Below are 13179 nucleotides of genomic sequence, written 5' to 3'. Positions count from 1 at the left end.
CAGGTCCACCATTTCTCACGGCAGGAAAAACGATGAGCGCTGTAGAATACGACATCAAGCTGAGCGGCGGCGCGGAAGCCGAACCGCCGCTGCGCGCTTCGGATATGGATCGCCTGCGGCCCCTGCCGCGTATCTCCATCCATGCCTTCTGCGTCAGCGACACTATGCAGGCCGTCATGGAAGCTCTGTCGAGCGACAGGCGCTTGAGCAGGGTTACCCTGCGGGTGACGAAAGGTGATATCAATGCGGCGGCGACGATGTTTTCCGCATCGCCCACGCCTAATCTCATCATTCTCGAAACGGCAAGCGCGACTGCATCACTGCTGAACGATCTCGCGCCGCTGGCGGAAGTGTGTGATCCCTCCACCCGCGTCATCATTATCGGCCGTCACAACGACATCACGCTTTATCGCGATCTCATCCGCAACGGCATTTCCGAATATCTCGTTGCACCGGTCAACATGGCCGATCTGCTCGGTTCGATCGCCGCGATCTTCGTCGATCCGGAAGCCGAACCGCTCGGCCGCAACATCGCCTTCATCGGCGCCAAAGGCGGCGTGGGTTCCTCCACCATCGCGCATAATTGCGCTTTTGGCATTTCTAGCCTCTTCTCCACGGAAACCATTCTGGCGGATATGGATCTTGCCTATGGAACGGCCAATATCGATTTCGATCAGGATCCCGCCCAGGGCATGGCTGAAGCTGTCTTTTCACCGGAGCGACTGGACGAGGTTTTTCTCGACCGCCTTCTGACGAAATGTTCCGACCACCTGTCGCTCCTGGCAGCACCGTCTCTTCTCGACAGGACCTATGATCTCGATCGTCAGGCGTTTCTGCCGATCCTCGAGGTCTTGCAGCGAAGCGCACCCGTTGCTGTTCTCGATCTTCCCCACCAATGGTGCGACTGGACCCGGGCAGTCCTTGCGGAAGCCGACGAGGTGGTCATTACGGCGGTTCCCGATCTTGCCAATCTACGCAACACGAAGAACCTCTTTGATGCGCTGATCAAGCTCAGACCCAACGACAAGTTACCGCATCTCGTTCTCAATCAGGTCGGTATGCCGAAACGTCCGGAAATTACGCCGGCGGATTTTCTTGAGCCCTTGGAAATCGAGCCGATCGCGATCATCCCCTTCGACGCACAATTGTTCGGAAATGCCGCCAATAGCGGCCGTATGATCAGCGAGATGGACGAAAAATCCCAGACTGCGGAAACCTTCTCGCAGATCGCACACACCATCACAGGCCGCTCCGTGCTGCGCAAAAACCGGCGCGGCGGTCTGGAAAAACTGAAGAATATTCTCAAGCGCAAGTAGGCCTTCTGCCTGCGCCCTTAGACGGAAAAGCCGATGTTCGGAAAACGCGGGCCTGAAGGCCCAGCCAGAAGCACGAAGCTGGAACCTGTTGCACCTGCGGTATCCATGCAGGTGGCGACAGCGTCTGAGCCTCGCTCTCCTGCCACTGATACGCTCGAGCCCGGCCAATCACCCGTCACCCGCCAGGTGACGACGGGCGCACCACTCTCACAGAAAAAACGCGCCCGCACGGAAGACTATTACAATACCAAAAGCCAGGTATTTTCCGCCCTCATCGATACCATCGACCTTTCGCAGCTCGCCAAGCTCGACGCCGAAAGCGCGCGCGAGGAAATTCGCGATATCGTCAACGATATCATCACGATCAAAAATTTCGCCATGTCGATTGCCGAGCAGGAAGAACTGCTCGAGGACATCTGCAACGACGTCTTGGGCTACGGGCCGCTGGAGCCGCTTCTCGCGCGCGACGACATTGCCGATATCATGGTCAATGGTTCCGGTCAGACCTTTATCGAAGTCGGCGGCAAGACTATCGAATCCGATATTCGCTTTCGCGACAATGCGCAGTTGCTCTCCATCTGCCAGCGCATCGTCAGCCAGGTAGGCAGACGCGTGGATGAATCGAGCCCGATATGCGACGCCCGCCTGCCGGACGGATCGCGTGTCAACGTCATTGCACCACCGCTCGCCATCGACGGACCTGCACTGACGATCCGAAAATTCAAGAGGGACAAGCTGACGCTCGACCAGCTCGTGCGTTTCGGAGCGATCACGCCCGAAGGCGCGACATTGCTCAAGATCATCGGTCGCGTTCGTTGCAATGTCGTCATCTCTGGCGGCACCGGCTCGGGCAAGACGACGCTCCTCAATTGCCTGACGAGCTTCATCGACAAGGATGAACGCGTCATCACCTGTGAAGACACCGCAGAATTGCAGCTTCAGCAGCCGCACGTGGTGAGGCTTGAAACGCGTCCGCCGAATATCGAGGGCGAAGGCGAAATCACCATGCGCGATCTCGTCAAGAACTGCCTTCGTATGCGGCCTGAGCGTATCGTCGTCGGCGAAGTGCGCGGACCGGAGGTTTTTGACCTGCTTCAGGCCATGAACACCGGCCATGACGGCTCGATGGGAACACTGCACGCCAATACGCCGCGTGAATGCCTCAGCCGTATCGAATCGATGATCGCCATGGGCGGATTCACGCTGCCGGCCAAGACCGTGCGCGAAATCATCTCAGGCTCGATCGATGTCGTCATTCAGGCGGCCCGCCTGCGCGACGGGTCGCGGCGGATAACGCAGATCACCGAAGTGATCGGCATGGAAGGCGATGTCATCGTCACCCAGGATCTGATGCGATATGAGATCGAAGGCGAAGATGCGCAGGGCAGGCTGATCGGCAGGCATGTATCGACCGGTATCAGCAAGCCGCATTTCTGGGATCGTGCACGGTATTACGGCGAAGATAAACGTCTGGCGGCCGCGCTCGATGAGATGGAAAAGTCATCCTAAGGAAAGCGACCGCCATGGACCCGACAATAGTGTTACTGGCCGTACTCGTCGCCATATCGGCAGGAGCGCTCGCCTATGCCTTTCTTTTCCAGCAGATAGAGGTCGAGAAAAAGACCACCAGCCGCTTCAAGCGCGTGCAGGCCGCAGAGACGGATCATACAAATATCAAGGCTGCGCGCGACCGGGTCCAGGAACTCAGCAAGCGCCGCAAATCCATGCAGGACAGCCTGCGGGACATGGAAAAGAAACAGAATGAGAAGGCAAAAAAAGCAAAGAATGTCAGCCTGCGCGATAAACTCGTGCAGGCAGGGCTCACAATTTCCGTTCGGCAATTCCACCTTCTGAGCGCCGGCGCGGCGGCTTGTGCCGCTTTCATCTCACTTATCTATGGTCTGTCCTTGTTGACCGCCCTCCCGATAGCCGTCGTCGCGGCTTTGGGACTGCCGCGCTGGGTATTGGCATTTCTCCTCAAACGCCGGCAGAAAAAATTTCTTGAGGAGTTTCCCAATGCGCTTGATGTCATGTGCCGCTCGATCAAATCAGGTTTGCCGCTGAACGATGCGGTACGACTGATCGCCTCAGACGGCCAGGAACCGGTAAAAACGGAGTTCCAGCGGGTTGTCGATGCGCAGCAGGTCGGCATCGGCATTCCCCAGGGAATCGAGCGCATGATGCTGACCATGCCGCTTTTCGAAGTCAGCTTCTTCAGCATCGTCATCAACATCCAGGCACAGGCAGGCGGCAACCTTTCGGAGGCATTGTCTAACCTCTCGAGGGTGTTGCGAGATCGTAGAAAGATGCGCGCCAAGGTGAATGCCCTGTCGATGGAGGCGAAAGCGTCCGCCGTCATCATTGGCGCACTGCCTTTCATCGTGATGCTGCTGGTGCATTTCACGTCGCCGGACTACCTCTCGATACTTTTCACGGATACGCGCGGACACCTCATTCTGGGTGCATCCGCAATATGGATGCTCATCGGGATTTTCATTATGCGTCAAATGATCAACTTCGATATTTGAGAGGCGACGATGACAGGAGATCTTTTTTCCCGCCTGACGGATCCGCAGACGATCATAGCCATTCTCGTGACGCTCGCGGTTTTCGCGACCCTCTATACGCTGATCATGCCTTTCCTGGAGCGGAAAGACCTCGCCAAGCGCATGAAAGCCGTTTCGTCTGAACGGGAACTCATTCGCAGCCGCGAACGCGAGCGCCTGGCGACTGTGACCCGCGACGGCAGAACATCCCTTCGCGGCAACAATAATAAATCCGCGCGGCGCATCGTGGAAAAATTCAATCTTCGGGAAGCGCTTGCCGACCAGAACACGATGAACAAGCTGCGTGCCGCCGGTTTCCGTTCACAGAATGCGCTCAATACATTTCTTGCCGCCCGGTTCGTCTTGCCGTTCATTTTCCTGGCGGTGGCATTCACTTGGGTTTTCGTGCTCGGAAACCTGGCTGACAAGGCTTTTGTCGTTCGGCTGATGGCCGTGCTTGTTTTCGGCTATATCGGTTTTTACGCCCCCAATATCTATGTCTCTAACCGCATGACCAAGCGGCAGGCCTCTATCAAGCGGGCATGGCCGGATGCGCTCGATCTGATGCTGATCTGCATCGAATCTGGCGTGTCAATGGAATCGGCAATGCGTCGTGTGGCGGAGGAAATGGGTGAGCAATCGCCTGAACTGGCGGAGGAGATGATCCTGACGACGGCCGAACTGTCTTTCCTCCAGGACAGGCGCACGGCTCTTGAGAATTTCGGTATGCGTACCCAGCTGGACGGCGTCAAAAGTGTGGTGCAGGCTCTTATCCAGGCAGAACGGTATGGAACCCCGCTCGCTCAGGCGCTGCGTGTTCTTGCGCAGGAAGGCCGCGACGAGCGCATGAATGAGGCCGAGAAAAAGGCTGCCGCTTTGCCGCCGAAACTGACCGTGCCGATGATCATATTTTTCCTGCCGGTCCTAATCGCGGTCATTCTCGGGCCAGCTGGCATTCGCGTTGCCGATACGTTCTGACGTTTACGCACAGCAGCAATCATTTATCTGCCGGGCCGCACTACAAATGTTTCAGAAAACCCATCAACCAGCCGGCTTGCGGTCTTTCTTCGCCAGCTGCTGCCAAGAGTTCTGCTGAGAAAGCATCGCACGCAGATAAGTCAGGTTAGCCTGCGCCTGCTGAGCAGAGAGCTCCTGAACCGCAATTCGTTCGGCTTCAGCAAAGCGGCCCTGGAGTCCGACCACGAGTGCAAGGTTCTGGCGGACGCGGCTATCGGCGCCCGGCTGGGAAATGGCCGATTGCAGATAGGTTTCAGCGGTGCGTGGATCGCTCGACAGGACATAGGACATGCCGAGATTGGACAGGACGCTCGGATCATTCGGCTTGAGGTCAAGCGCCTGACGATATCTGGAACGCGCCTCGTTCGACCGTCCAAGCTGGTCGAGCACCGCACCCTCGGCGGAGTAGAGCCGCCAGTCGGGACGATCAGGCGTCTGTGCGCGCTGGATGGTCGAAAGCGCCTGCTCCAGCTGGCCGGCAGCCGCCTGCGACTTGCCATAGGCTGCAAGCACTTCACGGTCGGCCGGATTGGCAATGGCGATCTGCTGCATGACGGCGAGAGCCTGCGTATTCTTGCCGGTCATCATCAGCACGCTGGCATAATTCATGCCGACGGACCTGTCCTTGGGGTTACGTTCATAGGCTTTGCCGGCGGTCTCTTCCGCCTGCCGAAGCTGCTCCATGTTCAGGTGGTCATAAGAACGCGTGGCGGCGGGAATGGAGCCGGTGGACATGCGATCCGGCTTGTTGGTGCTCGCGCATCCGGAAACAGCCAAAACCAGCGCTGCAAGACATGCACCCCGCAACAACCCTGTCCGGCGTGTCTCACCCAAAGAAAATGCAGTCATGGCAGCGCCCCCGCCCGAGAATGATCGATCTTGCGCCCGACACACGACAGACTCACATGACGCAACTTTCGCTTAAGCAATAATCTGTTAACCCTAACAGAGCGTTAATCGCACCGATTCTCGACATTTACGGAAGCATACCATGGCGCCCTATCAGTTCATCGAACGCCCCACCCCTTTCAGCTCGAAGGCCGGCAGCACATTGCCGGTTTTTGCCGTCACGCCAGCCCATATCGAACAGGGTGCCATAGACCCGGTCGCTCTGGACTGGGCGAAAAAGGCGGGGTTCAAGGCGGAAGCCGGCGCCGTCCTGCTCGTTCCCTCCTCTGATGGATCGCTGGGCGGTGTGCTGCTCGGCCTTGGTGGCAATCCTTCCGAAGTTCCCTTCATCACCGGGAAACTCGCCCGTGAGCTGCCGGAGGGCGAGTGGCACATCGAAACCGCGCCCCTGACGGCCAATCGCCTCGCGCTCGGTTTCGGCCTCGGCAGCTACCGCTTCGACAAATACAAGACCACCAAGACCAGCGGGGCAAAGCTTCTCATTCCGCAGGACGCTGAAGATGGCGAGATCAAGCGCGTTCTGGCAGGTGTCTTCCTTGCGCGCGACCTCATCAATGTTCCGGCCAATGACATGGGGCCGGACGAGCTCGAGATTGCCTTCCGAGCGCTTGCCGCCCACTACAAGGCCAAGGTGAACGTTACGACGGGCGATGATCTGCTTAAAGAAAACTTCCCGCTCATCCATGCCGTTGGCCGCGCCAGTGAGAGCGCACCGCGCCTTCTGGAGATGAACTGGGGCAAAAAAGGCAATCCGCGACTGACACTGGTGGGCAAGGGCGTCTGCTTCGACACCGGCGGTCTCGACATCAAGCCTGCGGCCTCCATGGCATTGATGAAGAAGGATATGGGTGGCGCCGCCAATGTTCTCGGCCTTGCGCTGATGATCATGGATGCAAAGCTGCCGGTCGATCTGCGCGTTCTCGTGCCGGCGGTCGAGAACTCCATTTCCGCCAATGCCTTCCGTCCTGGCGATATCTATAAAAGCCGAAAGGGGCTGACGGTACAGATCGACAATACCGATGCGGAGGGTCGTCTCGTTCTGGCGGATGCGCTCGCTTATGCCGATGAGGATGCGCCGGACCTGATGATCGACATGGCAACGCTGACGGGTGCCGCGCGTGTGGCGCTGGGTCCCGATCTGCCGCCCTTCTACACAGATGACGCGGATCTGGCGCATGATATCGCGGAAGCCAGCATCGATACGGATGACCCGCTGTGGCGCATGCCGCTTTACATGGGATATGACAAGGATATCCGCTCGCGCGCAGCCGATATCACCAATGCGCCTTCAGGCGGCATGGGCGGATCGATCACCGCTGCCCTGTTCCTGAAGCGCTTTGTCACCAATACCAAGCGCTGGGCGCATTTCGACATCTACGGCTGGTCGCTGAGTGAGCGTCACCATTCGTCGATTGGCGGGGAAGCACAGGGTATCCGCGCGCTCTTCCATTACATCGCACATCAATTCGCGAAGTAGTCTGGTGAATCGAGAACAGATTTGAAGGGCGCTTCCTTAACGGGAGCGCCCGGTTGCCTTACACCAGAACCTTCTGTTCCTTGTGGTCTTCCTCGCCGAAGAACTTCAGATACCGTTCCACTTCGGCCGGATCGCCAGTGGCTTTTTGCGGATTGTCCGAGAGCTTCACCGCTGGGCGGCCATTGGCATCGCTCACCTTGCAGACGATGGAAATCGGCTTGAGGCTGGCAATGGTCTTCGGCGCGCAGCCGGCAAAATCATTGGTGAGGTTGGTGCCCCAGCCGAAGCTCATACGGACGCGGCCTTCAAAATGCCTGTAGGTATCGACGATGGCATCGACATCGAGACCATCTGAGAAGATCAGCATCTTCGTGCGCGGGTCGCGGCCCATCTTCCGCCACCACTCGATAATCTTTTCACCGCCTTCAATGGGCGGCGCGCTGTCGGGGCGAAAGCCCGTCCAGTCAGCCACCCATTCCGGCGCATTGCGAAGAAACGCCGCCGTGCCAAAGGCGTCCGGCAGCACGATCAGCAGGTTACCGCCATAAAGCCGGTTCCAGTCCTTTAGAACCTGATAGGGGGCGGCGGCCAGTTCCTCGTTCGTCTGCGCCAGTGCGGCAACCACCATCGGTAACTCATGCGCGTTGGTGCCGACGGCTTCGAGGTCGGAATCCATGGCGAGCAGGACATTGCTCGTGCCGGTAAAGGCAGGGCCGATGCCTTCCTTCAGCGCCTCGACGCACCAGCGCTGCCACAGGAAGCTATGGCGGCGGCGGGTGCCGAAATCGGAAATGCGCAGCCCCGGCAGTTCACGCAACCGCTCGACCTTTTCCCACATCTTGGCCTTGGCGCGGGCATAAAGCACGTCCAGCGTGAAATAACCGAGCGAACGCATGGCGCTGCGCGAGCGCAGCTCGTTGATGATAGACAGCGCCGGGATTTCCCAGAGTGTCGTGTCCATCCAGCGGCCATGGAAATTCAGCTCATATTGCCCGTCGCGCTTGAAAAGCTCGTATTCCGGCAATTGATAGCTGGAAAGCCAGGAGAGAAATTCCGGCTCGAAAATCTGCGAGCGGCCGTAAAACGTATTACCCGCAAGCCAGATATTTTCCTTTTTGGAGAGACGCAGGGTGCGCGCATGATCGAGCTGCTCGCGCAGTTCCATCTCGTCGATCTCTTCCGCCAGCCGCACAGTCTTGGTGCGGTTGATCAGGGAAAACGTCGCGTCGACTTCCGGATAGAGTTTCCAGATCATCTGCAACATCAACAGCTTGTAGAAATCTGTATCAATCAGGCTGCGGACGATCGGGTCTAGCTTCCAAGTATGATTGTGGACACGGGTGGCTATATCGGTCTTCGTCATACTTGCATTCCCCAATATCGGCCAAAGGTCAAAAAATAGCCGATGTCACTCCGCACCCCGGCAGGTATCAACCTGTCACGCAGAAGATTTATCTGAAAAAGCGACGACAAGTCCAGAGCGCCGGCAGCGGCAAATGGTTCCTCTCATTCCTGATGGACGATTTTCCGCAAACGCAGCTGGGCAAAACCGCTTCAGAAGGTCGGATCGACAGGGTTGATACCGGGATACCAGTCCTTGGAGATGGGATTTTTACCACCGAAACTGGAAATGCCGTTTTCATCGGTGCAGCGATACCCCTGAACAGGAAGCCCACGGCTGCCGAAAACATCCCGGTAGGGACCTCGGGAGTATCCCGTCACGCCGAGTTCGCTATGGCAGTTATAACGGACCTTGGGCTGCAGCGTTCGCGGGTCCTTGACGCCGGGCAGGTTTGCATAAGCATCCGGCGCAGGGGCAAAACCATTCTGGAAAACGGTCTGCGCCTCGGCCGATGTGTTCAGCAAGGCCGCCGTGAGGATCGCTGCCAGTCGTGTCGCCGTTCGTGTCTTCATCCGTGCCAATCCCGTACCATCATCCAACCGATGTAGGCCGTCGGGGGCTCTCGCACAAAGGGCCGGGCGGGCACAATGTCGTGAAAGCCGCCGTCTCAGCCTTCCCGGCGGCGGAAAGCCGTCGGCTTTTCATAAAGCCAGCCGATGCGCTCGATGGCCGCATCGAGATTTTCGCGGGCGACATTCATCGTGTGGCCATTGGCATGCAGCAACGTTTCCTCGTTTTCCATGAGGCCGACATGGCCCTTCCAGAAGACGAAATCGCCGCGACGCAACTCATCACGCTCGATTTCCACGCCCAGCGACTTCACCTGCATATCCGTGTCGCGCAGAACCCGGCGGCCGGTCATCGCCATGGAAAGCTGCACGAGGCCGGAACAATCGATACCGAAGCCGGAGCGCCCGCCCCAGAGGTAGGGTGTCTCGATAAAACGCAGAGCCACCGCCACATAGTCTTCTTCAAGTGCCGCATCCAAGGCCCGGCAATGGGCGGCAATGATGCCCTCGCCTTTTTCGGTCATCAGGTAGCGGGTGCCGCGGGTCTCCGCCTCACCGACGATACGGATCAGGCTGCCCATGGATAGCGCCGCGACCGGCGGTTTGCGCAACTCGGCCGAAGGATAAAGGAATGTGCGCGGTGCGATGATCTGATGCGTGGCGGCGACAACATTGCCGATCGCCGTTTCCGGCACATAACCGGCATAGCCATCCACATCCGCCTGCACCCAGGCCCAGCCATTTGCCCTGTCGAAAACGCGCACCGTTTCGCCGCAGAGCAGCTCGGTGTCTATACCGGTGGCGAGATCGGGGGTCGGCCGCAGGCCAATGACCGGTGCGGTGACCTGTGCGGGCGAACCGCTGACGAAACGTTCGGCCTCTACCACACCCTGCAGTTTCGCATCGGCGAGATCGGGGCGGAAGACATTCAGGCGGCGGTCGAGCATCATGGGTTTCGCATCCAGGGGTTAGATCTTGCGCGCCTGATCAATAATCAGATCGCCGAATTTTTCCAGATAAAGCGCACCGGCCACGGTGCGTTTTATCACGACATTGCGCCTGTCCCGCTCATCCCGAACCCGGTCGACCAATCCCAGCGCGCCTAGACTGTCGAGTGCGCGGGTGATGACCGGTTTGGTGACCCCCAGCATGGCGGCGAGACCCCGAACGGTATGCGGCGGCGGCACGAGATAAATCTGCAGCAGAATGGCCGTCTGACGCAAGGTCAAATCCGGCTGATCGTCAATGACCTGCGCCGTGGATACACGGTGCCAGAGGCCCAAGGCCTCCGTGGGTGACAATTGTGCAGGCAAGCAGGTGACCCTTCCCGTCGTTGTTCCACTGTTTTCATCCAACGCAATGGAAAACTCAAGAACCAACCGCACAAACAAAACCGCCGCGCGGCGCAGACCTTTAAAGATCGCGCGGCGCGGCGGCGTTATAGACCGGTTTTCCGGGCTTTTACGTCCCCTCTGGACTTGCCAGATGAGATGCAGGAAGCGTGCCAGTTTTATTGCAACGCACAAAATTCAGGTAAAACAATAACTTGGAACAAACATCCGCTTTTATGGGCAAATTTCCCTCAAGGAGAAAATAGCGACAAAAACAGGCAACAGGAGATATGATGCTTAAAAACTGCCTTCCGCCACCACGGCGGAAGGCGAGGATCGTTGTGGATCAGATTTCCGCACCGCGCGCCGCATCTGCGGTACCGGCACTTTGTTGCCGGTTATGCCGGATCGATGACCAGAGCGAAATGCCGATCAGGGTCGCGCCACCAAGACCGGTGATGACCTCCGGTATATGGAACATGGTCTGCACATACATGATGACCGACAGGATCAGGATCGCGTAAAAAGCGCCGTGTTCCAGATAGCGGTATTCGGCCAGCGTTCCCTTCTCCACCAGCATGATCGTCATCGAGCGCACATACATGGCGCCGATGCCGAGGCCGATGGCGATGATGAAGAGGTTCTGCGTCAGTGCGAAAGCACCGATCACGCCATCAAAGGAGAAGCTGGCATCCAGCACTTCGAGATAAAGAAACGCACCGAAACCGCCTTTGGCCGCGCCTTCCAGCATTTCCTGGCTGCGATCGAGAATACCACCGACAACTTCCACCAGCAGGAAGGTCAAAAGACCCCAGATCGCCGAATGGAAGAAGGTGTTGGCAGCGACCGGACCGAGTTCCGGGTTGTCACTGGCACCGATGATACGAGAAAACACCAGCATGACGATAAGAACGAAGGCAATCTCGATGCCCTTGACGGAAGAATAGGTCGCAGCCTTTTCCTCGATCCAGCGCACCCAATGGACATCCTTTTCATGGTCGAAGAAGAAGTTGAGACCAACCATCATCAGGAAGGTGCCGCCGAAAGCCGCAATCGGCAGATGGGCGTCACGCATGATTTCCGCATAACGCTCCGGCTGCGTGGCCGCCATCACAAGCGCCGTCCAGGGGCCGACATTGGCGGCAACGACGACGATGAGCAACGGGAAGACAATTCGCATGCCGAAAACGGCAATGAGAATACCCCAGGTCAGGAAGCGATGTTGCCAGACCGGTGTCATGTCCTTGAGCTTGTTGGCGTTGACGATGGCATTGTCGAAGGACAGCGAGATTTCCAGCACGGCAAGCACCGCGCAGATGAAGAAAATCGTCGCTGTGCCGCCGATCGTGCCGGTCATTTCCCAGCCGAGGTAACCGCCGAGGATCAGACCAACGACGGTGACGATAAATGCCCATTTGAAGTAAGAAAGCGTGGTTTTCTGGGCGGCGCTCATGTCCGGTCTCCTGCGATGACGAGCAGGTTCGCGGACCGACGTAGAGCGTCAGGCCGCACGCAAAAAGCACGCGCGCGAAGCACATTCAGGTTTTTCATAGTTTTTAATCCGCCGGCCAATTTGCAGGCGGTACCGACATCACGAGAGCGCCGTAAAACTCTCGCCAGAGGGGCCCGGCACCTTTGTTTCCTCTGCCCATACGAGACAAATTATCGCAGGGCCCTCTCTTACTTCCTGAAGATCACGCCTTCGTCAAGTCCCGTGATTGTGACCAAGACTAACTAGAAAGATCAAACCTGCTCCGCAGCCAGTCTGTCGGCCGCGTCGCGGCGTCGCTTGAGTGTATTTTCGCGGAAGAAAATATAAAGGCCGGAAAAAACAATTAGGCCTGCACCGACAACGATACTGGTCTGCGGCACATCGTTGAAGAACAGCCAGCCGAAGATGACCGCCCAGAGCAGCAGGGTATATTGCAGCGGCGCGACGGTGGCGGCGTCGGCAAGCTTCAAGGCCCGGTTGACCAGCACATGCGCCGCCATGGCGACCACGCCGAGCAGGCTCAGAAACGCCAGGTCGAAGCTGGACTGGACCGGCAGCCAGCCGGATGGGGTCATGAATACCGCAACGATGCCCGCAAGCCCTGCGCCGATGATCTGCCAGAAGGCAAGCACCGTATCCGGCGTGTTGCGCAGCTGGCGGCCTGACAACATCATAAAGGCGAAGGCCGCGCTGCCGAGAATGGAAAAGAGTGCTGCGGAGGTGAGGCTTGCCGAGCTGGGTTTGAGCGCGATGAGAACGCCGACAAAACCGATGGCGATGGCCGTCCAGCGGCGCCAACCGACCTTTTCTCCGAGCAGAAACGGCGCCAGAGCGGCCACATAAATGGGAGCCGCCAGCCAGTAGGTCATGACATCCGCCAGCGGCAGGCTCGCCACTGCGAAATAGAAACAGAAAAGTTCGGCCGTCGAGAAGAACACACGCGCGACCTGCAGGCCGGGCCGCTCGACATTCACGAGGCCGGAAAGGCCGGCTCTCCAGACGATCGGAACGAGAATGACAAGTGCTGCCGCACTTCTGATCAGGATGACCTGACCCTGGCTATAGGTTGATACCAGCCATTTGCCCATGGCGTCGTTCAATGCAAAAAGCAGCATTCCAAGCAGCATGACGGCCACGCCGAGGCCAGTCGGCGAAAGCTTTCTTATCATAGTCGACATGT

The 13179-nt window shown here is 58.1% G+C and carries 12 protein-coding genes; 5 read left to right on the top strand and 7 right to left on the bottom strand.

Going from position 1 to position 13179, the window contains the following annotated elements:
* Window positions 1–32: 32 nt before the first annotated feature.
* The 4 genes from ATU_RS01050 to ATU_RS01035 are packed head-to-tail and all read left to right on the top strand — an operon-like array spanning window position 33 to window position 4840.
* Window positions 33–1316, top strand: a complete 1284-nt coding sequence (locus tag ATU_RS01050) for a CpaE/TadZ family protein (RefSeq protein WP_010970738.1) — start codon at window positions 33–35, stop codon at window positions 1314–1316.
* A gap of 33 nt (window positions 1317–1349) precedes the next feature.
* The gene (locus ATU_RS01045; protein WP_010970737.1) at window positions 1350–2825 is read left to right on the top strand and encodes a TadA family conjugal transfer-associated ATPase; all 1476 of its coding nucleotides are present in this window, start codon (window positions 1350–1352) and stop codon (window positions 2823–2825) included.
* Window positions 2826–2839: 14 nt separating this feature from the next.
* Window positions 2840–3844 carry a type II secretion system F family protein gene (locus tag ATU_RS01040; RefSeq protein WP_010970736.1) on the top strand — a complete coding sequence of 335 codons (1005 nt, stop codon included), beginning with the start codon at window positions 2840–2842 and terminating at the stop codon, window positions 3842–3844.
* Between the two features lie 9 nt (window positions 3845–3853).
* Window positions 3854–4840 (top strand): type II secretion system F family protein, encoded by a 987-nt coding sequence (locus tag ATU_RS01035; RefSeq protein ID WP_006310061.1) that lies wholly within the window; start codon window positions 3854–3856, stop codon window positions 4838–4840.
* Window positions 4841–4903: 63 nt separating this feature from the next.
* On the opposite strand, the gene ATU_RS01030 is transcribed toward ATU_RS01035, so the two are convergent.
* Complete coding sequence (locus tag ATU_RS01030) at window positions 4904–5728, bottom strand: tetratricopeptide repeat protein (RefSeq protein WP_010970735.1); 825 nt, start codon at window positions 5726–5728, stop codon at window positions 4904–4906.
* Between the two features lie 142 nt (window positions 5729–5870).
* Here ATU_RS01030 and ATU_RS01025 point away from each other — a divergent pair, with 142 nt between their 5' ends.
* On the top strand, window positions 5871–7265 hold the full coding sequence (locus tag ATU_RS01025) for a leucyl aminopeptidase (protein ID WP_006310059.1): 1395 nt from the start codon (window positions 5871–5873) through the stop codon (window positions 7263–7265).
* 58 nt (window positions 7266–7323) lie between these two features.
* Here the strand turns inward: ATU_RS01025 and pncB are convergent, their stop codons facing one another.
* From pncB to ATU_RS00995, 6 genes are all read right to left on the bottom strand, one after another.
* Entirely contained in the window at window positions 7324–8628 is a 1305-nt protein-coding gene (gene pncB / locus ATU_RS01020) for a nicotinate phosphoribosyltransferase (RefSeq protein ID WP_010970734.1), read from the bottom strand.
* A 191-nt stretch (window positions 8629–8819) separates the two neighbouring features.
* Complete coding sequence (locus tag ATU_RS01015) at window positions 8820–9179, bottom strand: hypothetical protein (RefSeq protein ID WP_010970733.1); 360 nt, start codon at window positions 9177–9179, stop codon at window positions 8820–8822.
* 95 nt (window positions 9180–9274) lie between these two features.
* Complete coding sequence (locus tag ATU_RS01010; protein ID WP_010970732.1) at window positions 9275–10126, bottom strand: C40 family peptidase; 852 nt, start codon at window positions 10124–10126, stop codon at window positions 9275–9277.
* 18 nt (window positions 10127–10144) lie between these two features.
* A complete protein-coding gene (locus ATU_RS01005; RefSeq protein WP_010970731.1) occupies window positions 10145–10489 on the bottom strand; it encodes a MarR family transcriptional regulator in 345 nt (114 codons plus the stop codon).
* A 364-nt stretch (window positions 10490–10853) separates the two neighbouring features.
* Window positions 10854–11960 carry a DUF475 domain-containing protein gene (locus tag ATU_RS01000; protein ID WP_010970730.1) on the bottom strand — a complete coding sequence of 369 codons (1107 nt, stop codon included), beginning with the start codon at window positions 11958–11960 and terminating at the stop codon, window positions 10854–10856.
* 290 nt (window positions 11961–12250) lie between these two features.
* Window positions 12251–13177 (bottom strand): DMT family transporter, encoded by a 927-nt coding sequence (locus ATU_RS00995; protein WP_169539081.1) that lies wholly within the window; start codon window positions 13175–13177, stop codon window positions 12251–12253.
* Window positions 13178–13179: the final 2 nt, after the last annotated feature.

The sequence above is a fragment of the Agrobacterium fabrum str. C58 genome (genome assembly GCF_000092025.1).
Classification (GTDB): domain Bacteria; phylum Pseudomonadota; class Alphaproteobacteria; order Rhizobiales; family Rhizobiaceae; genus Agrobacterium; species Agrobacterium fabrum.
Note: the sequence above shows the minus strand (reverse complement) of the source record. Positions and strands in the feature narration are given on the sequence as shown.

What these genes read in the sequence shown, in the direction of transcription:
- ATU_RS01050 (WP_010970738.1), top strand. Translation starts at nt 33, where the DNA reads ATGAGCGCTGTAGAATACGACATCAAGCTGAGCGGCGGCGCGGAAGCC.
- ATU_RS01045 (WP_010970737.1), top strand. Translation starts at nt 1,350, where the DNA reads ATGTTCGGAAAACGCGGGCCTGAAGGCCCAGCCAGAAGCACGAAGCTG.
- ATU_RS01040 (WP_010970736.1), top strand. Translation starts at nt 2,840, where the DNA reads ATGGACCCGACAATAGTGTTACTGGCCGTACTCGTCGCCATATCGGCA.
- ATU_RS01035 (WP_006310061.1), top strand. Translation starts at nt 3,854, where the DNA reads ATGACAGGAGATCTTTTTTCCCGCCTGACGGATCCGCAGACGATCATA.
- ATU_RS01030 (WP_010970735.1), bottom strand. Translation starts at nt 5,728, where the DNA reads ATGACTGCATTTTCTTTGGGTGAGACACGCCGGACAGGGTTGTTGCGG.
- ATU_RS01025 (WP_006310059.1), top strand. Translation starts at nt 5,871, where the DNA reads ATGGCGCCCTATCAGTTCATCGAACGCCCCACCCCTTTCAGCTCGAAG.
- pncB (WP_010970734.1), bottom strand. Translation starts at nt 8,628, where the DNA reads ATGACGAAGACCGATATAGCCACCCGTGTCCACAATCATACTTGGAAG.
- ATU_RS01015 (WP_010970733.1), bottom strand. Translation starts at nt 9,179, where the DNA reads ATGAAGACACGAACGGCGACACGACTGGCAGCGATCCTCACGGCGGCC.
- ATU_RS01010 (WP_010970732.1), bottom strand. Translation starts at nt 10,126, where the DNA reads ATGATGCTCGACCGCCGCCTGAATGTCTTCCGCCCCGATCTCGCCGAT.
- ATU_RS01000 (WP_010970730.1), bottom strand. Translation starts at nt 11,960, where the DNA reads ATGAGCGCCGCCCAGAAAACCACGCTTTCTTACTTCAAATGGGCATTT.
- ATU_RS00995 (WP_169539081.1), bottom strand. Translation starts at nt 13,177, where the DNA reads ATGTCGACTATGATAAGAAAGCTTTCGCCGACTGGCCTCGGCGTGGCC.